The organism is Candidatus Poriferisodalis sp. (assembly GCF_965221945.1).
Lineage (GTDB): Bacteria > Actinomycetota > Acidimicrobiia > Acidimicrobiales > Poriferisodalaceae > Poriferisodalis.
This window is the reverse complement of sequence record NZ_OZ244925.1, coordinates 811,674-834,829: the sequence shown is the minus strand read 5'-3', so window position 1 is coordinate 834,829 and position 23,156 is coordinate 811,674. Positions and strand designations below refer to the sequence as shown.

General features: G+C 64.9%; 18 protein-coding genes. 5 read left to right on the top strand and 13 right to left on the bottom strand.

The window, feature by feature from the left end; translation table 11 throughout:
* The first annotated feature begins 45 nt into the window (after positions 1 to 45).
* Both ACOQPH_RS03860 and ACOQPH_RS03855 read left to right on the top strand, forming a co-directional pair.
* On the top strand, positions 46 to 1,638 hold the full coding sequence (locus ACOQPH_RS03860; protein ID WP_420623418.1) for a hypothetical protein: 1,593 nt from the start codon (positions 46 to 48) through the stop codon (positions 1,636 to 1,638).
* A complete protein-coding gene (locus ACOQPH_RS03855; protein ID WP_420623417.1) occupies positions 1,635 to 5,126 on the top strand; it encodes a glycosyltransferase family 2 protein in 3,492 nt (1,163 codons plus the stop codon). The genes ACOQPH_RS03860 and ACOQPH_RS03855 overlap by 4 nt, the downstream gene beginning before the upstream one ends.
* An 11-nt stretch (positions 5,127 to 5,137) precedes the next feature.
* On the opposite strand, the gene galE is transcribed toward ACOQPH_RS03855, so the two are convergent.
* The gene (gene galE / locus ACOQPH_RS03850; protein WP_420623416.1) at positions 5,138 to 6,145 is read right to left on the bottom strand and encodes a UDP-glucose 4-epimerase GalE; all 1,008 of its coding nucleotides are present in this window, start codon (positions 6,143 to 6,145) and stop codon (positions 5,138 to 5,140) included.
* A gap of 559 nt (positions 6,146 to 6,704) precedes the next feature.
* On the opposite strand from galE, the gene ACOQPH_RS03845 reads away from it, so the two are divergent.
* Positions 6,705 to 7,631: a DUF3048 domain-containing protein gene (locus ACOQPH_RS03845; RefSeq protein WP_420623415.1), complete on the top strand. Its 927-nt coding sequence runs from the start codon at positions 6,705 to 6,707 to the stop codon at positions 7,629 to 7,631.
* A gap of 50 nt (positions 7,632 to 7,681) precedes the next feature.
* On the opposite strand, the gene rsfS is transcribed toward ACOQPH_RS03845, so the two are convergent.
* Positions 7,682 to 8,101, bottom strand: coding sequence for a ribosome silencing factor (gene rsfS / locus ACOQPH_RS03840; RefSeq protein WP_420623414.1), 420 nt, complete (start codon positions 8,099 to 8,101; stop codon positions 7,682 to 7,684).
* 2 nt (positions 8,102 to 8,103) lie between these two features.
* Complete coding sequence (locus tag ACOQPH_RS03835; RefSeq protein ID WP_420623413.1) at positions 8,104 to 8,697, bottom strand: nicotinate-nicotinamide nucleotide adenylyltransferase; 594 nt, start codon at positions 8,695 to 8,697, stop codon at positions 8,104 to 8,106.
* 356 nt (positions 8,698 to 9,053) lie between these two features.
* Between ACOQPH_RS03835 and ACOQPH_RS03830 the strand changes: the two genes are divergently transcribed.
* A complete protein-coding gene (locus ACOQPH_RS03830) occupies positions 9,054 to 9,920 on the top strand; it encodes a sigma-70 family RNA polymerase sigma factor (protein ID WP_420623412.1) in 867 nt (288 codons plus the stop codon).
* Entirely contained in the window at positions 9,898 to 11,316 is a 1,419-nt protein-coding gene (locus ACOQPH_RS03825; protein WP_420623411.1) for a class II 3-deoxy-7-phosphoheptulonate synthase, read from the top strand. Before ACOQPH_RS03830 ends, ACOQPH_RS03825 begins: the two co-directional genes overlap by 23 nt.
* A 60-nt stretch (positions 11,317 to 11,376) precedes the next feature.
* On the opposite strand, the gene ACOQPH_RS03820 is transcribed toward ACOQPH_RS03825, so the two are convergent.
* The 10 genes from ACOQPH_RS03820 to ACOQPH_RS03775 all read right to left on the bottom strand — a co-directional run bounded on the left by ACOQPH_RS03820 (position 11,377) and on the right by ACOQPH_RS03775 (position 23,151).
* Positions 11,377 to 12,813: a vWA domain-containing protein gene (locus ACOQPH_RS03820; RefSeq protein ID WP_420623410.1), complete on the bottom strand. Its 1,437-nt coding sequence runs from the start codon at positions 12,811 to 12,813 to the stop codon at positions 11,377 to 11,379.
* A 33-nt stretch (positions 12,814 to 12,846) separates the two neighbouring features.
* Positions 12,847 to 13,728, bottom strand: a complete 882-nt coding sequence (locus ACOQPH_RS03815) for an AAA family ATPase (protein WP_420623409.1) — start codon at positions 13,726 to 13,728, stop codon at positions 12,847 to 12,849.
* A 76-nt stretch (positions 13,729 to 13,804) separates the two neighbouring features.
* Complete coding sequence (locus ACOQPH_RS03810) at positions 13,805 to 15,058, bottom strand: glutamate-5-semialdehyde dehydrogenase (protein ID WP_420624301.1); 1,254 nt, start codon at positions 15,056 to 15,058, stop codon at positions 13,805 to 13,807.
* A 145-nt stretch (positions 15,059 to 15,203) separates the two neighbouring features.
* Positions 15,204 to 16,298 (bottom strand): glutamate 5-kinase, encoded by a 1,095-nt coding sequence (gene proB, locus ACOQPH_RS03805; protein WP_420623408.1) that lies wholly within the window; start codon positions 16,296 to 16,298, stop codon positions 15,204 to 15,206.
* Between the two features lie 61 nt (positions 16,299 to 16,359).
* Complete coding sequence (gene obgE, locus ACOQPH_RS03800; protein WP_420623407.1) at positions 16,360 to 17,619, bottom strand: GTPase ObgE; 1,260 nt, start codon at positions 17,617 to 17,619, stop codon at positions 16,360 to 16,362.
* 87 nt (positions 17,620 to 17,706) lie between these two features.
* Positions 17,707 to 17,958 carry a 50S ribosomal protein L27 gene (gene rpmA, locus ACOQPH_RS03795; RefSeq protein ID WP_420623406.1) on the bottom strand — a complete coding sequence of 84 codons (252 nt, stop codon included), beginning with the start codon at positions 17,956 to 17,958 and terminating at the stop codon, positions 17,707 to 17,709.
* A gap of 3 nt (positions 17,959 to 17,961) precedes the next feature.
* Positions 17,962 to 18,273 (bottom strand): 50S ribosomal protein L21, encoded by a 312-nt coding sequence (gene rplU / locus ACOQPH_RS03790; protein ID WP_420623405.1) that lies wholly within the window; start codon positions 18,271 to 18,273, stop codon positions 17,962 to 17,964.
* 58 nt (positions 18,274 to 18,331) lie between these two features.
* On the bottom strand, positions 18,332 to 20,251 hold the full coding sequence (locus tag ACOQPH_RS03785) for an Rne/Rng family ribonuclease (protein ID WP_420623404.1): 1,920 nt from the start codon (positions 20,249 to 20,251) through the stop codon (positions 18,332 to 18,334).
* A complete protein-coding gene (locus tag ACOQPH_RS03780) occupies positions 20,244 to 21,035 on the bottom strand; it encodes a TIGR03936 family radical SAM-associated protein (RefSeq protein WP_420623403.1) in 792 nt (263 codons plus the stop codon). Before ACOQPH_RS03780 ends, ACOQPH_RS03785 begins: the two co-directional genes overlap by 8 nt.
* A 67-nt stretch (positions 21,036 to 21,102) precedes the next feature.
* Complete coding sequence (locus tag ACOQPH_RS03775) at positions 21,103 to 23,151, bottom strand: radical SAM protein (RefSeq protein WP_420623402.1); 2,049 nt, start codon at positions 23,149 to 23,151, stop codon at positions 21,103 to 21,105.
* Between the last annotated feature and the right edge of the window lie 5 nt (positions 23,152 to 23,156).

Genomic DNA, 23,156 nt, shown 5'->3' with positions numbered 1-23,156 from the left:
GGTCGCGTTCTCCTGGCCCAACCAATGCGGATGGAGAGGCCAACGATGACGACATCCCAACGGCGCGTGACACGCCTTCTCTCTGGTTGGACTGTGGTGGCCGTCATCTGCGTCGGGGTGTTCGCTGTGTGGGCGCCCGATCTCGATCTGCCGCTCGGCAACAGCGACGATGGTCGCATCTTCGGCCGTGCAGGACTCCAAGCACGGAACTACTGGGAGTTGGGACCGGTGGAGTCCCGGTTCGGCGCGGTGATGGATCCATACATCCGCGCCGAATTCGAAATCCCACCTCGCACGGATCCGCCCCCCGCCTCAGTCACCTATGCGCATCACCCACCGCTGCGACTGTTCATCACGATCGCCTCCATCGGAGTCTTCGGCGACAATCTTCCAGCCCTGCGTATCACCGACTTCCTGATAGGCGCAGCGACGGTCGCTCTCATGGCCGCTTTGCTGCGCGTGGTCGGAATGAGTTGGGGACCGACGTTGCTCGCGGTGTTGGTCATGTCGAGCACGGGATTTTTCTACGTCTTTGCACGTCACGGCATCAGCTTCTCGCTGCTCTTGGCCCTGACCGCCACGGTCGCGAAATTGCGTCAGATCGAGCGACCGCCGCGGTGGGCGTTAGCCGGAGCCGCCGCGCTCGCGGCGTTCACTGCGTTGCACTCGTGGATTGCCATCGCCTCGCTCGGCCTTCTGGTGCCTTGGCTGTTTATCGGAACCATCCAGCGACGGCGACAGGGCGAGAACCCAGGCTCGACCCCACCTCGCAGCCTCGGTCAGTTGGCGCGCCTCGGTTGGTCGCCCTCACTTGTCGCTATCTTCGCCGGCGCGGTCGCAGGTGGGTTGCTGACGGCAGCGTGGTTGCTCAACGCCACCGACATCTCCGAACTCAGCGAACGGATCGCGTTCCGCACCGGAACCGATGTCTCGACAGCGATCGAGCAGAGAAACTTCAGCTTCGGGGAGTTCCTGTCACGCCAGTGGCGTTTCGCGAGCCACGAACTCATGACCTCGTGGTGGCTGAGGCTGCTGTTGCTACCAGCGCTCGTGGCTGCGTTCGTCGACCGTCGCACCCGTGGCCCGGCGCTCGTCACCCTTGCTGTCGCAGCTTCGCTGACATTTGTCTTCCAGCAGGGCGCTTGGATCCATCGTCTCTGGAATTTCCCTTGGCTTGCTCCGACTGTCATCGGAGTGGCTGCGCTTGCCGACTGGGTCCGGCGTGCCCTGAAGGGCCCAGCCGCAAAGCTGCGCTGGCCGCTCGGCCTTGCCGCTGCAGTGGTCCCGGCGATCACCCTGGCCTTCGTCGTAACAGGACCGACAAGGGACTTCTACCTGACCGGTCCGGCCGACGCCGGAGCGGTTCTGGAGCGAGCTACGGCGACTGCGCCTGAAGTCGCTGAGGCGCAACTCATTTGGATCACGTCGGGCCTGTCGACAGCCCGGTGGGCCTCCTACTATCTTGATTTGCCCGTGTGGTCGCTGGATGAGAGCAAGCTCGACGACGTCGTCGCATCGGACTTAGTGCTCCTCCGCAATGACCGCATTCCCGAATTCATACCTGAGGCTGCACTAGCTAATGCGCTGGCGATTGGCGAGTCCTACACGCTGATCACTGCTGAGGAGTTGGTCGAATGAGCCAGCCCACACCTCCTGCCGATATCCGGGGCAACGACTGGCGTTCGCTTCCCGCGGCTCCAGCGGAGCACTTCGTGCCAGAGCGCTCGGTCAGCGTTGTGATTACCTACTTCGAGGCACCCGAGGCTCTCGAACTGACTCTTGCTGCCCTCGAGAGGCAGACGTACCCGCGTGACCTCTTCGAGGTAGTAGTCGTCGACGACGGTTCACGAGTATCGCTGGAGACACCGTCACATTGCCCGTTCAAAATCCGAGTCGTGCACCAAGAGGATCTGGGTTTCGGCCTCGCACGGGCCCGGAACACCGGCGTCAGAGCCGCTTCCAACGACATCATCGCGTTCTTGGACTGCGACATGATGCCCGAAGCCGGCTGGCTGGCTGAGCACGCCCGCTGGCATCACGCCGCAAGCGACGTCCTGACGCTCGGTTTTCGGGCCCATGTCGACGTTGCAGGCATCGACGCAGACGCCGTCAGGAATCGAATCGGGTCGCTGTCCGACCTGTTCGAAGGCCGCGCAGTCGACAGACCGGAATGGATCGAGTTCCACATGGTGCGTACCAATGAGCTCACCTCCGACGCCGACGATCTTTTTCGTGTCGTAACTGGTGGGAATCTTGGTGTTTCCCGATCATTCTTCGAACTTGTGGGCGGCTACGACGAATCGTTCACCCAGTGGGGTTGCGAGGACACTGAATTCGGATACCGAGCCTTTACACGCGGCGGCGTACTCGTCCCGGCGCGCAGCGCGATGTGCTGGCATCAAGGGCCGGGGGCGGCGCCGAGCAGCAACGAGAAGGCCAGCCTCGAGCTCCAACGGGCCAAGATCTCTCAGCTCATCGCGCACCACGGCTTCAGGCAGGCGAAGCCGGGCCGAAGCTTCTCGGTGCCGCAGTACGTGGTGACCGTGACTCCCGGCAGCGCTGATCCCGAGACACTGCTCGACACGGTCGAGCGCATTCTGGGCAGCACCCTGCACGACCTTGTTGTCTGGATCAACGAGTCTCCGCACAGCCGCGCCGGCAACGACCCGGAGTATGAGCGCCTCCGGCGGCTCCTTGGCGGAGATGCGCGCGTGCAGTTCGGGCCTGATGGCGCGGCAGCCGAGGAACTGCCGGCAGCGGCGTTCCATATCACGGTGCCTGCAGGCGCAGAATTGGCCAAGGACGACCTGGCGCGGCTGAGTCGAACGCTCAAATCAACCGCGCAGACCTCGCTGGACTTGGCGGATGGCAACAGGATCTCGCTCACTCGAGCTCGCCTTGTGCATCGGGTCGTGCGCACGGGAAAGCCGCTGGAGCACGTTGTGGCGGATGCCTCGTGCGAGGCACCGAAGAATCAACCGAAGAGCCAGCCGCCTCCGCCTGAGGGTGCCGAGCGGCCTGCGCGACCAGCGCGGAAGTCTGTGCCGACGCTGCCTCGACGGGAAGAGCGGAAGGCAGCAAAGGCGGCAGATTCCGCTGCGCGGGCTGATCGTCGCCGGACACATGCCGTGAGGCAGGCCGCACGGCCTCCCGCTGCTGAACGAATCCAGAAGATTCGCGACATGTCCCGACGCTTCTCGCGGCAAGCGGCCCAGATTCGGAGTCGTGAAGAAGCGACACACTTCGTCCGCGCCGTCGGAGCCTGGGTCGGGGCGGCACTTGCGTGGCGATTGCGTTGGATCGCCTGGAAGCACCGGCGAGCCGCACGATGGCTGATGTGGAAGACCCTGCGCGCCCAAAGCTGGGCCAAGCGCGCCTCCAGACGAACCATGTGGAAGACCCTGCGCGCCCAAAGCTGGGCCAAGCGCGCCTCCAGACGAACCATGTGGAAGACCCTGCGCGCCCAAAGCTGGGCCAAGCGCGCCTCCAGACGAACCATGTGGAAGACCCTGCGCGCCCAAAGCTGGGCCAAGCGCGCCTCCAGACGAACCATGTGGAAGACCCTGCGCGCCCAAAGCTGGGCCAAGCGCGCCTCCAGACGAACCATGTGGAAGACCCTGCGCGCCCAAAGCTGGGCCAAGCGCGCCTCCAGACGAACCATGTGGAAGACCCGCCGGGCCCACAGGTGGACACGCCAATCCCTTGGTCCGTCAACCTTGGGAATCCAACCAGCGACCTATCGCCTCGGACCCCATCTTGTGGCGCGCGGAACAACGGCGAGCGAGATCTTCGAGGCTTCGAGTCGGGTCGATGACGAACTTGGACACGCGACACGGGCCGTACTGATCGACGACACCTCTGGCGCGCCTTTCGAGACTGACGGCGCTTCAGTTCGCATCATCAAGGTTGCCGACCTCGATCCCACTGCACGGGTGCCCGCTTTCGACGCCGAGCAGGTGAATCCTAAGAATTGGTCTTTGGAGTGCCGTCGTATGCCGGCGGCCCTTGGTCCTGTTGCGCTCCTGCCCGAAGAATTGGAAATCCGCAAGACGACAAATCCGGACAAGATCTTGGCCTGCCGCCGATTTCACCATGTGGTCGACATCGGGCTTTATCACGAGAGCACTCCACGGCGAGCCGCGTCGCTTGCCGCGCTCGCTGCAAGCGGCGTCGTAGTTCACGTCATCGACGAGGATCCGAATCTCCGAACACTGCTCGGGCCCGATCTCTACACGTTGATGAGGGACCCCAAGATCCCAATGTCAAGCGAACAGGAGAGGGAATCGCTCAGTGTGGCCATGCGACGCGAGGCGTTGCGGAACCATTCGCTTCGAGTTCGAGCCCGCCAAGTGTTCGCTGTCGCTGACCTCGAGGCACCCGCGCCGCCTCTGGTCTCAGTTCTGCTGGCGACCTGCCGTCCAGCGCTGGTCGAATCTGCCATCAAGAGTGTGGCGATACAGAGTTACCCACACATCGAATTGGTGTTGGCCCTGCATGGCGATGGCTTCGACCATGCTGAGATTGATGGCCTTCAACGGCGACTGCCCATCGCCAGCAAGGTCGTTCCAGTGCCCGCTTCCGCACCGCTCGGCGCCGTGCTGAATGCGGCCGTAGAGGCTTCGTCGGGCACCTTGCTCACCAAATTCGACGACGATGACTTCTACGGTTCCGAACATGTGTGGGATCTCGTGCTCGCCCACGAATACTCACGGGCATGCCTCGTCGGGAAGGCGGCCGAGTACGTCTATCTGGAACGCAGCAACCGCACGATCCACCGCTTTCGAGGCGGCGCCGAACGGCTTAGCTCCGAACTCAGCTTGGCCGGCGGCGCGATGATCATCTCCCGTAACGACCTCGACTCCATCCTTGGCTGGCAGGAAATCCCGTCTGGGGTCGACAAGGCCTTGATCGAAGATGTCGTTGCCAGCGGACGTCGCCTCTACCGCACTCATGGCAAGGGCTATGTGTTGGTGCGGCACGGCGATGCGCACACGTGGGGAGTCAACGACGCGTACTTCGAAGAACAAGCCCATGAAGTCCGCGAAGGGTGCGACCTCGCCTTCGCCGGGTTCTTCCCTGAGCCGCGTGACCCACTGCTGGCCGGAGACGAATCGCCGCGAGACTGACCTCGCGCCCCTTACGACAGCCCTTGCGCGTGTCTGCAGAGGAATCGCCAATGGTCCGCCAGCATGAGCCTGAGGTCCCGCTGGGCACTCCATCCGAGCTCTGCGGCAGCTCGACTGCAGTCCGCCCAAGACTCTGCAAGATCGCCGGGCCGGCGCGCCACAACGTCGAACGGAATCTCCCGCTGAGTGATCTCCGACGCCGCCCGAACGACCTCGTTTACCGACGTACCGACGCCAGTTCCGAGGTTGAACACCCGGCTGCTGTGGTTACCGAGGTCGGCATTGAGGGCGGCGACATGGCCCTCGGCGAGGTCCATGACGTGCACATAGTCGCGGATGGGAGTGCCATCGGGGGTGTCGTAGTCGTCGCCGTAGATCTCCAGTCTGGAACGTGTGCCCAGAGCTACTTGCATGACGACTGGCACCAGGTTTTGTGCTTCGCCGAGCGGATTCTCACCAATAAGCCCGGAGGGATGTGCCCCGACAGGATTGAAGTACCGCAGGAGCACTGTCCGCACTTGCGAGACGGCTGCGGCGTCAGCGAGGATGCGCTCGCAGATGAGTTTCGTGGCGCCGTAAGGACTCTCGGGAACCACCGGCATTTCTTCGGTGATGGGCAATTCCTCAGCTGAGCCGTACACAACTGCGGAGGAGCTGAATACGAAGCGTGAAACTCCACGCTCTGTCGCCAGCTCAATGAGCGTCAGTGTCGAGTCGAGGTTCTTCCTGTAATACCGCAGCGGTTCCGAAACCGACTCGGGAACGCTCTTCAGTGCCGCGAAGTGAATGATGGAATCGATGTCATAGGCATCAAAGATCCGCCGAACCGTCAAGCGATCAGCGGCATCTCCATCGACGAATTCGAGCCGCCTCCCGGTCAACCTGCGGAGCGCCACTACGACACCGCGTTGGGCATTCGAGAAGTCGTCGAGAATCACCGCGTCCCTGCCAGCGGCGTGCAGCGCTGCGACGGTATGGCTGCCTACGTAGCCGGCGCCGCCGGTCACCAGTGTCGTCATCGGGCGACGATGTCGATCGCATGGCGTGACGCCCGAACAGTTTGTACGGACAACGACGGTTTCCTCGGGCTGGATCGCATCATGGAGGCGTTCGTACGCGTCGTCGACATCGTCGTCACGCCCGCGCTTCGAACTCGCATTCTACTGGGGCGGCCGGAGCTAGCCCAGCGAGGCTATACCTCTCGCCCTCGGTAGCGGGGCCCTCGGTAGCGGTTTCTGGATGGTTCACATGACACCGAGCGCACAATGCCACCCGGTATTGTGTGCGACTGGCTAGGTGACCGCGGTGGCTCGGCTGCACATGTCAAGGAGCAGGACTTTGGAGCGTCTCCGCGAACTATTCGCCGAACGCCCTATGGGCGCGGCTCGGCGGTGCCACCCGGCAGGAGTTTGGCTGCCTTGGATGCTGCCGCTGCTCATCCTCACTGCATGCCAGAGCGTGACTGTTCCCGCGACAATTGCCACCGAACCTGCGACATCGCAACCACCAGCCACGGTCCAGACCCAGTCCACCGTTGTTGTTGCGTCCAGCCCGGTTCCGACAACTACGACGACGTCCGTGGTTCCCACTCAATCCGAGGCCACCACGACCACAAGTCCCCTCTACACCGCCCCGTTCACCGGATTGCCGACGGCGAACGAGATCGTGCGGCCGGCCGCCGTCGTGAAGATCGACAACCACCCCCGTGCCCTGCCTCAGTGGGGCATCAACCAAGCCGATGTCGTCTATGAGGAAATCGTCGAAGCTCGCCTCACGCGGTTCGCGGCGATCTTTCATTCCAACGATGCTGATCTGGTTGGCCCCGTTCGGTCGGCTCGCACGGGTGATTTCGCTCTGCTGTCGAATCTCAACCGACCCATCTTCGTGAACTCGGGCGCCAATGCGTACACCTCGCGAGCACTTCGGAGCGTCGACGCTGTCAATATCACTGACGGCGGATCGCTTGCCAGGGGAGTCTTCGAGCGCTCTCCTGCCAAGAGGGCACCGCACAATCTGATTACCGACACGGCCCGGATTTACGCTGCGGGCACCGCCGAGGGCAGGACGCCACCGACGTACCTCCGCTTCCGCGCCGAAGGTGACGCGCTGCAGCGAGCCACCGCGGTCAGCGGCGTCGATGTCGACTTCGGGCAGATCGAAGCGTCGTACCGATGGGACACAGCGCTGGGAGGATGGGCTCGCACCCAGAATGGCAAGGAGCACACGGACTTCGACGGCGTGTGGGTCGCGCCTGAGAACGTCATCGTGCAATTCGTGCGGTATCGCCAGAGCCCGGCGAATCCGGCGACACCTGAGCCCGTGCTGACCGGCACCGGCGAGGCGTGGATATTCAGCGATGGCCAGGTGGTGCAGGGCACTTGGGAGCGGCTGTCCGAGCTCGACGTCACGGTGTTCCGTTCCGACAACGCCCTCATCGTGGCGCTCACACCCGGACGCACCTGGATCGCGCTTGCCCGAGCGGGCTCCGCCGAAATGGTTCCCTGATCTGCGTTCTCTGATCGGCCTGATCGCAGCTACGACGCGGTGCCAGCGGCTCAGGCGAAGTCGTGACGAGGCACATGCGACCACAGTCGCTCAAGGTCGTAGTACTCCCGGGTCGGTTCGTGAAAAACGTGTGCCACGAACTCGCCAAAATCGAGCAGGACCCACTGGGCCTCGTCCAGCCCCTCAGTACGGATCGGACCTTCGCCACCAGCGGCCTTGACGTGTTGTTCCATCAGCTCGGCTATGCGCCGCACCCGGCGCACATTGGGCGCGCTCGCAATGACGAACCAATCGGTGATGGCCAGCACGTCACCCACATCGAGCACCACGATGCGCTCGGTCGACATCTCGGACGCTCCATCCACGGCAGCCCGGACAAGCGGCGGGACAGTCGGGGCGGCGCTGCTTGGGACCGGCCCGACGGCGTGGACCCCAGTAGAAGCCGGGGACGCCTGCGGAACCGATGCCACGTTCACGGAGAATAGAGGCTGTGCCGGGTGATGTAACTCATTACGGCGGGCGGCACGAGCCGGGTGACCTCGGGCGTCGCCTCCGATCGAGTGCGATGGACGAGCAGATCGCGCACCAATGTGGCCGACGCCTCGACGGGATCCATGAACACCGTCTCGGTGCGCCAGCCCTCGACATGAGCGGGTGGCTCGCTCCGCGGCTGCACCACCGCGAGCCTCACGCGCTCAGATAGCTCCGAGACTCGGTGCCAGGTCGGCAAGCCGCTCGCAGCGGCGGGGCCCACGATGAGCACGGTCTCAATACCGAGACGCTCGAGCGCGATCACGGTGTCGATCGTGTAGGTCGGGCCGCCGCGCTCAATCTCGAGCGCACTCACCTCGATGCCGGCGAGACCGCCGAAGGCCAGCTGCGCCATGGCCAATCGGTGGTTCGCCGACGTCACCGAGCGCTCAGCGGACTTCTGCCACGGATTGTTCGCTACCACCACATGCACGATGTCGGTGCCCAACTGGTCCCGTGCGCAGATCGCGGCGGCGACGTGTCCGACATGGGGCGGGTCGAAGGTGCCCCCGAAGATCCCTTGTCGCGGCGGCACCGCCGCAGTGTAGAGTCACGCTCCACATCACATAGGTTGCGTGCACCGAGGCACCGTTGCGTCATTGAGCAGGCCTCGCGTGTCGCTTGTTGCGCGCGCTGTGCGCCATGTGTTACGTTTGAACGTCCGCCCATAGCAGAGTTCTGCACGGCCCGGGTTCTCGGGCCTCGCATCGCATGCGGGCGTACAACCAAGAACGGCGCCGCCACCGCGGCGGTGTCATGCCTGAGTCCGGGCTGAGTTGGCCTGCCGAGGGCAAAACATACCCGGTGCCCCCCACCGGGTCGCATGCACTAGGCGGCATGCAAATCGAAGACGAAGAAACCGGCTGCCCCCTGCCGGTTGGAGCGTGTGTCATGGATTCAGTTGGCCAGTACCTGAACGAGATCGGTGCGGTTGCACTTCTCACTGCAGAGGACGAGCGCATGCTCTCCCAGCAAATCGAAGCGGGACGAGATGCGCGGACGCGCCTTGACAGCGACGAGGAACTGTCCGTGGCCGAGCGGCGCGACCTGCGCAAGGCCGTGCAGACCGCCGCTGCCGCGCGTGACCGATTCATCCGGGCGAACCTTCGCTTGGTCGTGTCCATCGCGCGCCGCTATCCGCTGCCTCCGACGCTGGAACTGCTCGACCTGATCCAGGAGGGCAACCTCGGCCTCGAGCACGCAGTCGAGAAGTTCGACTGGCGGCGTGGCTTCAAGTTCTCCACCTACGCGACGTTCTGGATCCGCCAGTCGATTGGACGGGCGCTCGATCAGAAGGGCAGCCTCATCCGGCTGCCGTCCGATCGTTCCGCCACACTGCGAGCTGCGCTGCGCCACAACGGAGGCGACAGCGACTCACTCGACGACGAGAACGCGTGGCTGCAGCGGATCAGCACACCGACGTCGCTCGACAAGACGGTCGGCGACGACGGCGACAGCGCGCTCATCGACCTCATCGGCGACGATGCGCCAGGACCCGAGCACTTCGCCATCGAATCGGATCGCCGCGGCATGGTGATGTCCATGCTCGGCCGGCTGGACAAGCGCGCCCGCTATGCGGTGGCCCGCCGCAACGGGATCATCGACGGTGAGCAGCGCAGCTACCGCGAGATCGGCGAGGAGCTCGGCGTAACTGCCGAAGCGGCACGCCGTCTCGTCAAGCGCGCCGTCGATGAGCTGCAGAGCCTCGCCGCTGACGGCGAGTTTGTAGACATCGATGCCGACGCCGACGCTGTCTGACGACGCAGTCTCACCTTCCGGCGCGCCTAGCCCCGACGGATCGCCTGAGCACGCACCGGGGTGGCATTCCGGCTCGTGGACCGGGCGGCCGGCAGGCCAGCAGCCCGAGTGGCCTGATCCTGCAGCGCTCTCCGAATCACTGGCCGAGCTGAGGCGCCGGCCTCCGCTGGTATTCGCCGGCGAGGCAAGGCGACTCACCGAGCATCTTGCACGGGTGAGCACGGGCAACGCTTTTGTGCTGCAGGCCGGCGATTGTGCGGAGTCCTTCGAGCTCTCGACTGCTGACCAGATTCGCGACCGTCTCAAGGTCATCTTGCAGATGGCCGTCGTGATGCAGTACTCCGCTGGCTTGCCGATCGTGAAGGTGGGTCGGATCGCTGGTCAGTTCGCCAAGCCGCGCAGCAAGCCCACCGAGACCCGCGACGGCGTCACACTGCCGATTTTCCGGGGCCACATCGTCAACGACATCGCGTTCGACTCCCAGTCCCGGACGCCGGATCCTTCGCGCTTGCTGCAGGCGTACAACACCTCTGCGGCAACCCTCAACTTGCTGCGTGCATTCACCCGGGGCGGCTACGCCGACCTGCGACAGGTGCACACGTGGAACCAGGAATTCGTGGCATCGAGTCCAGCGGGTCAACGCTACGAAACACTGGCCAACGGCATCGATGCCGCGTTGCGATTCATGAACGCGTGCGGTCTGGACACCGATGACAGCGCCATGAGGCAAGTGGAGCTGTACACCAGCCACGAGGCGCTGCTGCTCGGGTACGAAGAGGCACTGACCCGCACTGACAGCATCACCGGCGACTGGTACGACTGCTCGGCGCACATGCTGTGGATCGGCGAGCGCACCCGGGAACCCGACGGTGCCCATGTCGAGTTCCTGCGGGGCGTGCACAATCCGATCGGGACGAAGCTGGGACCGACCGCGACACCCGACGAAGCGCTCGCGCTGTGCGAGGCGCTGAACCCGAAACAGATACCAGGGCGGCTCACACTGATCAGCCGCGTGGGCGCCGGCAACGTCTCGGCGTCCTTCGGGCCGATCCTGCGGGCGGTCACACAGGCTGGGCACCCGGTGGTGTGGCAGTGCGATCCGATGCACGGCAACACCTACACAACCGATGAAGGGGTCAAGACCCGCCACTTCGACGCAATCTTGGCCGAGATTCAGGAGTACTTCGCAGTCCACGCCGCGGTAGGGACGTGGCCGGGCGGTGTGCACCTGGAGATCACCGGAGACGCAGTCACCGAGTGCATCGGCGGCGGCGACGACCTCGCCAAGCACCAGCTGGGCGACCGCTACGAGACGATGTGCGACCCCCGACTGAACGCTCGCCAATCACTCGACCTGGCCTTCATCGCAGCCGAGTTGCTCGCCGAAGTGATCTAACACGCCGCCCTCGCGCACAGCGGAGGCTGGCGAGGCCGAGTTGTCCTAGGCCAAGTTGTCCTAGGCCAAGTTGTCGACGAAGCCTTCAAGCTGGCGCAGGTTGCGGCACTCGAAGACGCCGTCGGTGTAGGTCGAGTACTCAGTGATGACCGAGTCCCCCGTGTCCCAATACGAGCGCGGCTCGGGATTCAGCCAGAACACCGAACGTGCCCGTTTCTGGCACTCCTTCAGCACCCACGCGTTCGTCGAGTGGTAGTTGTTGCGGGCGTCGCCCAGGAACACCATCGTGGACTTCGCGTTGACGTCCTTGCCGAAGTTCTCCCAGAACACGCCGAAGGCATGGCCGTAATCGGAATGGCCGTCGACCCATACGACATCGGCCTCGGTGTTCACCCGGTGCACCGCGTTGGTGATGTCTTCCTCGTTCCGGAACATGTGGGTGACCTCGTCGATGCCGTCGATGAAGACGAACGAGCGCACCTTGGAGAACTGGTTCTGCAGCGCATACACCAGATGCAGGGTGAAGCGGGCGAACGCCGCGACGGAGCCCGAGATGTCGGCAACCACGATGAGTTCAGGCTTGTTCGGACGTGGATGACGGAAGCGGGGCTCCGCAGGCACGCCGCCATAGCTAAGTGAACGTCGCACAGTGGCCCGAAAGTCGAGCGGACCACGGCGCTTGTGCTTGCGCTTGCGCGCCAGGCGCGCTGCCAGCTTGCGCGTAAGCGGTTGGATGGCTTTGCGGATGCTCGCCATCTCCTCACGGCTTGCGTGCATGAAGTCGACATCTTCGGGCAGTGGCTTGCGCAGGGTCTTGGCCATCGCTTCGACGCCCCTGTCGGCAACGAGGCGGCGCCGGATCTCGGCTTCGATCTCCCGCTTCAGCTGCTCAATACGGTTCTCGAATTCCTCGCGTTCGAGCCGTTCCGCCAGCGGGGTCATCTCGCCCTCATATCGCTGGGAGGATTCCTCGATCAGCCTGTCGAGCATCCCGTCGAGGTCGAGGTTGCGCAGCGTGCGGTACAGGTAGTAGGTGCCGCCGACGGGCCGGCCCGGCTCCATACCCGCGAACTGCGTCACTGCCGCTCGGGCCATGGCCGCCATCATCGCCTCGTCGGCGTTCAGCAGCGCCCGGAAGAGCATCTCGGCGATCTCCTCGGGGGACATGTCCTGCCCACCCCCGCGGCCACCCATGCCCTGCATCTGCTGGGACATCCACTCTTCGAGATTGTCCGGATCGAATTCGCCGTTGCCGTCTTCATCGCCGACGCTGTATTCAGGGCCCCGCAACGAGAAATAGACCTCGAACACTGTCTCGAATGCCCGCCAGTGCTGCTCGTTCTTCACCAGCGTGGCTGCGAGCGCGTACTTGAATGCGTCGCGATCCTCGATGGGAATGTGCTTGACGGCCTCCATGGCATCGAGGTTCTCGGTCAGCGACACCGGCAGCCCAGCGCTGCGCAACTCCCCGACGAAGCCACTGAGCAGGTCCAGCATTTCCGACTCCCGTCCCTGGCAAGCCCTGGTGGGCTAGGCCTCGACCGTCAGCTCTTTGGCTGCCTTCTCGATGTCGGACTGATACTTGAGCAGGATGTGAAGCGTCTGCTTGGCCTGCTCGACACCAATGTTCTCGATGCCCAACAGCACGAGCGTGCGAGCCCAGTCCAGCGTCTCGGACACCGACGGCGCTTTCTTGAGCTCAAGCTGGCGGATCGACCGGACCACTCGCGCGATCTGTTCGGCCAAGTTCTCGGTGATGTCAGCGACCTTGGTGACGACAATCTGCTTCTCCCGTTCGAGGTCGGGGTAGTCGATGTGCAGGAACAGGCAGCGGCGCTTCAGGGCCTCGGAGAGTTCACGGGTGTTGTTGGAAGTCAGGAAGACGAGCGGTATCTGGGTGGCCACGATGGTGCCCAGCTCTGGGATCGAGACTTGGTAGTCCGAGAGGATCTCCAGCAGCAGCGCCTCGGTCTCGATCTCGACCCGGTCGACCTCGTCGATCAGCAGGACGACCTTGTCCTTGGCGCTGATGGCTTCGAGTAAGGGACGCGTGAGCAAGAACTCGTCCTGGAAGATGTCGTCCTGCAGCTCCACCCAGTCCTCGTGCTCGGCGTCGGTGCCGCGGTCTGCCTGGATGCGCAGGAGCTGCTTCTTGTAATTCCACTCGTACAGCGCCTTGGCCTCGTCGAGTCCCTCATAGCACTGCAGACGGATCAACCGAGCACCGGTCATGGCAGCGACCGACTTTGCAAGCTCGGTCTTGCCCGTGCCGGCCGGTCCCTCCACCAGGACCGGCTTGCCGAGCCGCTCGGCCAGGTACACGACGCTCGCGATGCCGTCGTCGGCCAGGTATTGAACTTTCGCCAATCCTTCGCGGACACCCGACAGGTCTCCGAACACTGTTTCGCTCATGTTGGGTGTCTCCGGAGTCAAATTGGGCAGCGGGCAGGTCTGACAGTGTGGCAGCCGCGGCGGCCTGTCGGCACGGTCAGCCCCGAGTGTGGCCCCGACCGGTCACTACGAACTTCGTGGTTGTGAGCTGTTCAAGGCCCATTGGGCCACGCGCGTGCAACTTCTGGGTGCTGATGCCGATCTCAGCCCCGAAGCCGAATTCCTCTCCGTCCACGAAGCGAGTCGAGGCGTTCACGAGCACCGCAGCGGCGTCGACGCGGCGTGTGAATTCCTGCGCAGCCGAGAGGTCACCGGTCACGATGGCTTCGCTGTGCCCCGAGCCGTAACGGTTGATGTGGTCGATCGCAGCTTCGAGGTCATCGACGACCGCGACGCTCATCTTGAGCGCCAGGAACTCCGTCGCGAAGTCTTCGGGGCTGGCTGGCCCGATCTGCGATGAGATGGCCCGCGAGGCAGGATCTCCCACCAGTTCGACGCCGTCCAGATCGTCGACGATGCGGGGCAAGAAGGTCTCGGCCACGTCTCGATGGACGAGGAGCGACTCTGCGGCGTTGCACACCGAGGGCCGGCTGAGCTTGGCGTTGGAGACGATGTCTGCTGCCATTTCGAGGTCGGCCCGGGCATCGACATACACGTGGCAGTTGCCGTCGCCATCGATGACGTAGGGCACGGTGGCGTTGGCGAGCACCGACGAGATGAGCGCTGGACCACCCCGCGGGATCAAGCAGTCGATGCAGGAGCGCAGCTGCATGAACTCGGTGGCTGCGCTATGTCTCGTGTCGGTGACGAGCACCAGCGCATCGGCGGGCAGGCCAGCGGGGACGATGCCCTCGCGCAGCGCCTCGGCGATCGCAATGTTGGAGTTCAACGCTGCCGACGAGCCGCGCAGGAACGCCGTATTGGCGGACTTCAGGCACAGTCCGAACGCGTCGGAGGTGACATTGGGTCGGCTCTCGTAGATGATGGCCACGACGCCAAGCGGCACCCGTACCCGTTCGATGGCGAGCCCGTTGGGCCGTACCCATCCGTCGACCACCTGACCGACTGGGTCGGCGAGGGCCGCCACGTTACGAAGGCCCGCAGCCATGGCCCCGATACGGACCGGATCGAGTCGCAGCCGGTCGACGAGCGTCGCCGAGGTGCCAGCAGCCTCGGCGTTGGCCACGTCGTCACCGTTGGCAGCCAGAACGTTGTCGGTTGCCTCTTCGAGAAAGTCAGCTGCGGACAGCAAGGCCTCGTCTCGCACGGCGCCAGGCGCCTGCGCCAACACGGTCGCAGCGGCCTTGGCTCGCAGGCCCAAAGCGGCCATGATGCTGGCGTTTCCGGTCATCTCCGGTGCAGTTCGCGCGGTGGCGTCAGGCACCTGAGCAGACTAGTGGGCGGCCCCCAAATTGATGTGGAGAGCTCCTGTGCAGCGTGCTGCTCGCCCGTTGCGTTCGCCTCGCCCGCTCGCCAGCAGACCGCCCGCTGCGACATCAGCCGAGAACGACGAGGTCGTCGCGGTGAACGACGAGCGGATGCAGGCCCTCGGGCAACTGATCGCTGCGGAGTCCGGCTGTGGCACGCAACCCGTCGGCATCCACAGCCGCGAGGCCCTTGGCGAAGATCTGGCCACCGGAGTCGACGATTTCGACGGCTTCGCCAGCGGCGAATGCACCGTCGAGGCCGACCACGCCAGCCGCTAGCAGCGACTTGCCGCCGGCCATCACGGCTTGGCGGGCGCCGTCGTCGACCGTCACTGAGCCCCGGGCCGCTACCGCGAATCCGATCCACAACTTGCGTGCGGAGACGCGAGCATCGCGGGCGGGCACCGTGGTGCCGACGCCTGGGCGGCCGGCGGCAGCGTCGGCGACGACATCGGGCCGGCGGGCCGCAGCGATAACGGTCCGCACACCGCTCCAAGAGGCCATGCGGGCTGCTGCAAGCTTCGAGGCCATGCCGCCGCTGCCGACGGCGTTGGCCGATCCGGCTGCCGCAGCCAGCGAGGGGCTCACCTCGAGGACTTCAGCAATGAGCGAAGCGTCTGGATCGACGCTTGGGTCCGCAGTCAGCACACCGGGCGTATCGGTCAGCAGGATCAATGCGTCGGCGCGCACCAGGTTCGCTACGAGCGCCGCAATCCTGTCGTTGTCGCCGTAGCGGATGGCGTCATCGGCGATCGCATCGTTCTCGTTGACGACCGGCACGACTCCGAGGTCCAGCAGATGGCCCAAGGTGGCCCGTGCGTGCAAGTACTGGTCGCGATCACGGAAGTCGTGAGGCGCGATCAGTACCTGGCCCACGACCATGCCACGCTCGGCGAAGAGCTCCCGGTACGAGGCCATCAGGTCGATCTGCCCGACGGCGGACAGCGCTTGCAGTCGCTCGGGTTCCGACGGGCGTTCGACGCCGAGCCTCTGCACACCTGCCGTTATGGCCCCAGATGTCACCACGATGACCTCATGACCGGCCTCACGCACCGAGGCAACTTCATCGGCCAGCTTCGACACCGCATCGAGATCGACACGGCCGTCCGATGTCGTGATCGACGAGGTCCCGATCTTGGTGACGAGTCGCAATGTGGGTGACATCGACATCAATCCTGCCTCGCCGCAGCCTCGATCACCCAGAACTCATTCACGGCCAGCGGGCTCACGTGTCGGGCTCATAGGTGAACTCGAAGTCGCCGATGCGTACGAGGTCGCCGGACCGTGCGCCACTGCGGCCCAAGGCCCGGGACACACCCAGCTTCTCCAATCGCCGCTGAGCCCATGCGAGCGCCGCCGGATCCGTCAGGTCCGACAGGGCCACTGCCCGGCGAGCCTGTCGGCCTTCGATTTCGAAGATCCCGTCTGCGAGGTGCAGAACAGTGATGCCGGCGGATTCGGGGCGGTGCACCACGTACTGCGTGGGGGCTTCGTCGGCCTCCCTGGCTTGAGAGACCAGATCACGCAACTGGCCGAGCACGGAGGCCACGCCTTCACCTGTCACGGCGCTGACGCGCGGGCCGTCCCAATCGAGGTGGGCGACATCTGCTTTCGTTCCCACGATCAACCGTCGGCGGGCTGCGAGAACGGCGTCATAGCGCTCAAGTTCCGCGATGAGTACTTCGATCTGCTCGCGGGGATCGCGGTCGGTCACTTCGGCTAGGTCAGCCATCATCAGCAGCACTCGGGCTCGCTCGACGTGGCGCAGGAATTGGTGACCGAGGCCCTTGCCCTCGGCAGCGCCCTCGATCAGCCCAGGCACATCTGCGATCACCATCTCGAAGCTGTCGGGATCCAGACCACCCCTGCCGTCGCCGAGTCGGACGACACCGAGGCTGGGCGTCAGGGTCGTGAAGGGGTAGGAGGCGACCTTCGGCCGTGCTGCAGACACCGCACTGATGAAGGTGCTCTTGCCTGCATTCGGGAATCCCACAAGCGCCACGTCGGCCATCAGCTTCAGCTCCAGGCCGAGCCAACGCTCCTCGCCCGGTTCTGCCTGTTCCGCAAATTGAGGCGCCCGCAACCGGTTCGAGGCGAAGCGGGTGTTGCCCCGGCCACCGCGGCCACCCTGAGCAGCCAGCCAGCGGTCGCCGGCATTCACGAGATCGGCCAGCACCGTTCCGTCACGATCCCGCACGATCGTGCCCTCTGGCACACGCACGATCTCGTCGACTCCCTTGCGGCCGTGCCGCTTGCGGCCCTGACCGTGGGCACCATTGGTCGCCCGCCGGAACGGGAAATCCCGGAACGCCAGCAGCGACGCCACGTTGCGGTCTGCTACCACCCACACATCGCCGCCGTGGCCGCCGTCGCCGCCATCGGGACCGCCATGCGGCACATGCGACTCGCGCCGGAACGAAACGCAACCCGCCCCGCCGTCGCCGCCTTTCGCGTGCAGCTGACACTCATCGACAAAGTCGCTCATCAGCTTTCGCCTGTCTCAGGCAATTCCGGCTGGATCCTCTCAGCGCCCACGCGGACGCCTCGAAGTTCGGGTGATGACCTACGAGAGCTACGACGTGACGACGTCGACCAGCCGGCGGCCCCGCCGATAGCCGAAGCGGACGACGCCGGGAGCCGTCGCGAACAGCGTGTCATCCTTGCCGCGACCCACGTTCTGCCCCGGATGGAACTTGGTGCCTCGCTGGCGCACGATGATGCCGCCAGCGTCGATGGTCTGTCCCGAGTACACCTTCACCCCGAGACGCTTCGCGACAGAGTCGCGCCCGTTGCGAGTGGAGCCTCCGCCCTTGGTCTTCGACATGATTCAGTCCCTTGCGATCGCGGTGATCTCGACTGTGCTGTAGCGCTGCCGGTGGCCCCACCTGCGCCGGTTGGTGGTGGCGTTCTTGTAGGTGAAGCCGTCGATCTTCGGGCCCTTGGTCTCGCCTACCACGCGGCCCCGCACAGAGGCACCGACGAGCTCGGCGGGCGTCGCCAGCACCATGCCGTCATCGACCACGAGGACTGGCGTAAACGTGACCTCTTCGCCGGCCGGCACCTCGAGCAGCTCGACATCAAGCCGTTGGCCGGCCTCGACGCGGCGCTGCTTGCCGCCGGTGGCGATGACTGCATACATCGACTGGGAAGGATACCGATGGGGCTAGCCGATCGGCGCATGAATTTCGCTCTTCGAATTAGGAGAAGAGCGATTCGCGCAACTGGATGCCCCTCCCCTCGCACACGTCGCAGGGATCTGACATCGACTCGAGCAGTCCCTCTCCTGTGCGCATCCGAGTCATCTGCACGATGCCCATGTCGGAGATTGGCTCAGTCGCGGTTCGGGTCTTGTCGCGAGCCAGTGCCTCATTCAGCGTGGACATCAGCTGTTCGCGCTGGCGCTTGTCATCCATGTCAACGAAGTCCACGATGATGATCCCGCCGATGTCGCGCAGCCGCAGTTGCTTGGCGATCTCGGTAGCGGCTTCGAGATTGTTCCGGAACAACGTCTCGTTGAGGCTTGACCTGCCGACATTGCGCCCCGTATTGACGTCGATCACGGTCAGCGCCTCGGTGTGCTCAATGATCAGCGATCCTCCCGACGGCAGCCAGACCTTGCGGTCGGTGGCCTTGCGCACCTGCTCGGCTACATGAACTCGCTCGAAGAGCGGCAACCGTTCAGCGACGGGGTCGTAATAGCGGATGCGATCCATCAAGGGCGCGGCGACCGCCTCCATGTAGCCCTTGACCTGTTCGAACAGCACCGGATCGTCGATCACCACTTCGCGGAAATCGGCAGTGAACTGTTCCCGGATGATGCGAACCGCCAATTCCGGCTCGCGGAACAGCAGCGCCGGCGCCTCGGAACGCTTCGCCAACTCCGAGATCTGGGTCCATTGGCGTGTGAGACGCTCGATGTCCCGCCGGATCTCGGCCGGAGTGACATTCTCAGCCGCAGTCCGCAGGATCACGCCAAATCCCTCGGGGATTTCCTTGGCCAGCAGACCACGCAGCCTCCGCCGTTCGCGGGTTGGCAGGCGACGAGAGATGCCTGTGACGCTGCTGCCAGGAATGAGGACCACGAAGCGACCGGGCAGCGACACTTCGGTCGTGAGACGCGCGCCCTTGTGGCCGATCGGGTTCTTGATGACCTGGCACATGATCGTCTGCCCGTTGCGGATCAACTCGCTGATCGCAGGACCGTCGACCGTGCGGCCTCGGCGCCCGCCGGTGCGCTTGCGCTCGGGGCTGGCATCTTCATCGCTGTCGTCGTAGGCGACGGTGAGGTCGCCACGGTAGAGAACGGCTTGCTTAGGCGTTCCGATGTCGACGAATGCAGCTTCCATGCCCGGAAGTACCCGGCGCACCCGGCCCTGGTAGAGGTTTCCGTAGATCTCGGAAATGTCATCGGAAGGACGGCTCACGTAGTACTCGATGAGCGACCGGCCTTCGAGCACCGAAATGTGAGTGGCGCCTTCGGCCACATGTACGCACATCCGGTAGCGGCCGAGCGGCTTGCCGTTGCGGTACTGGCCCCGACGCTCGGAGAGCTGCTCGTCGTCGAGCTCGACGGGGCTCTGATCGGCCAGGATCGCCTCGACGGGAGCGTGGGAGCCGTTGCGGTTGTCGGTGGTTGGCGTGCCGGCCTGGTTGGATCGAACACGCCCGCCGCGTCCACGGCCACCCCGCCGGCGTCGGCGCCGCCCGGTGGTGCCTTCGCTCTCGCCAGCCTGAGGTGAGGGTCGAGTGTCGCCGATCTGGGGTTTGCGAGCAGGCGGCGGAACCCCTGGCGGGGCTGGCTTCGCGAACTCGGATTCCGCTTCTTTCGATACTGCGTCGGCCTTGGGCCCAGCCTTGGCCTTGGGCCCAGCCTTGGCCTTGGGCTTGTCGGGAGCCGGAGTCGCCCGCCTGCGTCTGGTCGGCGGCCCTGATGCTGCTTCAGGCGGTGCTGGAGCAGCAGCCTCCGGTTCGGGTGCGTCCGGCTTGTCGCCGCTTGAGGGCGCGACGAGCCGACGCTTGCGAACAGCGGGTGCGGTATCTGCCGATTCGCTCGACGTCTCGCTCTGCGGGTTGTTCGTTGTGTTGTTGGTGGTGTCGTTCAGTGTTGATTCACTCACTGAGGGCTTCCTTGTGTCTCTGGGCGCACTGGGCAGGCACGGCCGGTTCGGCTCGTCCTGCGGCGCCACACGTCCATTGATGTGTTCTACGGGCAATGCCCATCTCGTGTGCCGGCGCGAGCGCTGGCACCAATTCGCTGGGGCGCACGACCCTGGGTGTCGCCGACAGCTCGGCAGACAGCACCGCTCCCCGCCCCGAGGAAGCCTCGACGCGAAGCGCGGCAACGCCTGGTCGTATGTCTGAGCTCAGGGTCTTGCCCTTGTGCACTCGTTCGGTCACCACGGTCTCGGAAGCCAGGAACTCCTCGACCGCTTTGGTTGCCGTAACGGCTTCGAGCCCGGCGATCTCGAATTGCCAGCCGCACGAACGGACCGCCGCTTGCAGCGAGGGTCCGCTGCCGTCGGTCAGCACGACGGCCGACACGCTCATGCCGACCGGGAGCGCTTCGGTCAGCGCTCTCGCCAAGGTGCAGTAGCTCGCCGTCGCTACCTCGGACTCGTCCTCGCACGAGTCATGAGGACCTGAGCGGCAAACGATCACCGGACCGTTGGGGCCGTCGCGCACCGCGTCAGCGGCAAGCGGCAGTTCCAAGAATTCGGCGTCGGACTCGTAGCCGGTCGGCAACGCCAAGCCGAAGCTCAACTTCATGCGAGGCGAGAAGCCCTGGCTATAGGTGACCGGAATGCCGACCTTGCGCACGGCGCGCTCGGTCACGCGGGCCACATCCCGGTGTCCAATGAACCGGATCTTGCCGACTTTGCGGAAGCGAACGCGCAGCTTCAATGTCGTCTCCCACCCATGCGGGTGGGAGCGGCACTGCGGCTCGGCATCGGAGCAATGAGGCCGCGCATCACGCGCCGCCTCCCGCCGATGCACCTGCGCCCGCCAGCAAGCGGGGGCGCAGCTCGACCGGCACCATATGGCCGGTCGCGAGATCCTGTCCCGTCCCCTGACTGCCGCCATTGGGGGCGACAGGGGACGCAACCATGTGCTCGATCCCATATTCAGTACAGGCCCCGCAGTCGTAACACGGGGTCCAGCGGCAGTCAGGCAGGCCATGGCCCTCGAGGGCGTCCTGCCAGTCTTGCCAGAGAAAGTCGCGGTGTAAGCCGGCACCGATGTGGTCCCAGGGCAGCACTTCGTCTTCGCCTCGATGGCGATACACGTACCAGTCGAGACTGAGGCCGCACGCTGCCATCGCCTCTTCCCAAAGATCAAGGTCGAAACGCTCGCTCCACTCCTGAAATGTGCCGCCCTTGCGCCACACGTATTCGATTGCCGCGCCCACACGCCGGTCGCCTCGACTGGCGATCCCCTCGGCTGCCGAGGCCGCCGGGTCGTGCCACTTGAGCTGGACACGCCGGTTGCGACCCAGCGCCGCTCGCACCAGCCGTACCTTGCGGGCCAGCTCGTCGGGCGGGTTCTGCCCGAACCACTGGAACGGTGTGTGGGGCTTCGGCACGAAGCCCCCCAATGACACCGTCACCGAGGCACGTTTGTTGTACTCCTGCCCGATGCGCGCGCACGCATCGGCGAGGTGAGCGATCGCCTCGGTGTCAGGGTCCATCTCCGAAGGCAGACCCGTGAGGAAGTACAGCTTCATGCGGTGCCAGCCCTGGCTGTAGGCAGAGCGCACGGCGCCGTACAGGTCTTCTTCAGTGATGAGCTTGTTGATGATCTGGCGCAACCGCCACGAACCCGCTTCGGGGGCAAAGGTGAGCCCCGTGCGGCGTGCTCGCGACACCTGAGCCGCCACGTCGACGGTGAAGGCATCGACTCGCAAGCTCGGCAACGAGACGCTGATGCGGCTTGGGTCTAAACCGTTGCCGTCGGCTGCGCCATCTGTGCCCATCGCGTCGGCTGTGCCGACTGTGCCCATCGCGCCGGCTACGCCGGCCGAGACCGTGTCCCGGACCAGCTCGGCGATGCCGCTGTAGTCCGCCGTGGACAGCGACATCAGGCTGACCTCGTCGTATCCGCTGCGTTCGAGGCCTGCCGTCACCATCTCTCGGACCTGCGCGGCGGGGCGTTCGCGCACTGGGCGGGTGATCATGCCCGCCTGGCAGAAACGGCACCCCCGGGTGCAGCCCCTGAACACCTCCACCGACAGCCGATCATGGACGACTTCGGTGACCGGCACCAGCTGACGGCGGGGATAGGGCCACTCGCCGAGGTCCGCAACGGTGCGCTTGGCAACGAGCGGCGGCACGTCGGGGTACTTGGGCGTGACCTCGACGAGCGCTGGGCCGTCATAGGCGACGTCGTACATCGCCGGCACGTACACACCCTCGATGCCTGCGAGGTCCCGCAGGATCGTGGTGCGAGTGCCAGGACGCTTGCCGGTTCGCTTCCAGGCACCGACCGCCTCGGTGATCTCGCCGACGACTTCCTCACCTTCGCCGACGACGAAGAAGTCCACAAAATCCGACAGCGGCTCGGGGTTGAATGCGCAATGACCACCAGCGCCGATCAGCGGGTCGGCGTCGCTGCGCCGATCCGCCCTCACCTCCAGCCCCGCCAGATCTATGCAGTTGAGCACGTTGGTGTACACGAGCTCGGCAGAGAGGTTGAAGGCGATGATGTCGAAGGAGGCTGCGGCTCGATGCGTATCGACCGAGAACAGTGGGAGCCCAGCGGCTCGCATCTCGGCCTCAAGGTCGATCCACGGTGCATACGTGCGCTCGGCGCTGGAGTCCGGACGTTCGTTCAGCAGCTCGTAGAGGATCTGAAGGCCTTGGTTCGGCAGGCCGATCTCGTAGGTATCGGGATAGGCCAGAAGCCACGAAGTGAGATGGGGGCCGACCGCCGGTCGCTGCATCCCGTCCTCGCAGCCGATGTACCGAGCCGGCTTGGAGACACGTGGCAGCAGGGGCTCGAGCCGGGGCCACAGCGTTGTCATTGCAA

Bases quoted from the DNA above. Each gene is read 5' to 3' on its own strand.
- rplU (WP_420623405.1), bottom strand. From the start codon at position 18,273: ATGTATGCAGTCATCGCCACCGGCGGCAAGCAGCGCCGCGTCGAGGCC.
- ACOQPH_RS03855 (WP_420623417.1), top strand. From the start codon at position 1,635: ATGAGCCAGCCCACACCTCCTGCCGATATCCGGGGCAACGACTGGCGT.
- ACOQPH_RS03815 (WP_420623409.1), bottom strand. From the start codon at position 13,728: ATGAGCGAAACAGTGTTCGGAGACCTGTCGGGTGTCCGCGAAGGATTG.
- proB (WP_420623408.1), bottom strand. From the start codon at position 16,298: ATGTCACCCACATTGCGACTCGTCACCAAGATCGGGACCTCGTCGATC.
- ACOQPH_RS03775 (WP_420623402.1), bottom strand. From the start codon at position 23,151: ATGACAACGCTGTGGCCCCGGCTCGAGCCCCTGCTGCCACGTGTCTCC.
- ACOQPH_RS03820 (WP_420623410.1), bottom strand. From the start codon at position 12,813: ATGCTGGACCTGCTCAGTGGCTTCGTCGGGGAGTTGCGCAGCGCTGGG.
- ACOQPH_RS03860 (WP_420623418.1), top strand. From the start codon at position 46: ATGACGACATCCCAACGGCGCGTGACACGCCTTCTCTCTGGTTGGACT.
- galE (WP_420623416.1), bottom strand. From the start codon at position 6,145: ATGACGACACTGGTGACCGGCGGCGCCGGCTACGTAGGCAGCCATACC.
- ACOQPH_RS03825 (WP_420623411.1), top strand. From the start codon at position 9,898: ATGCCGACGCCGACGCTGTCTGACGACGCAGTCTCACCTTCCGGCGCG.
- ACOQPH_RS03810 (WP_420624301.1), bottom strand. From the start codon at position 15,058: ATGACCGGAAACGCCAGCATCATGGCCGCTTTGGGCCTGCGAGCCAAG.
- rpmA (WP_420623406.1), bottom strand. From the start codon at position 17,958: ATGTCGAAGACCAAGGGCGGAGGCTCCACTCGCAACGGGCGCGACTCT.
- ACOQPH_RS03830 (WP_420623412.1), top strand. From the start codon at position 9,054: ATGGATTCAGTTGGCCAGTACCTGAACGAGATCGGTGCGGTTGCACTT.
- obgE (WP_420623407.1), bottom strand. From the start codon at position 17,619: ATGAGCGACTTTGTCGATGAGTGTCAGCTGCACGCGAAAGGCGGCGAC.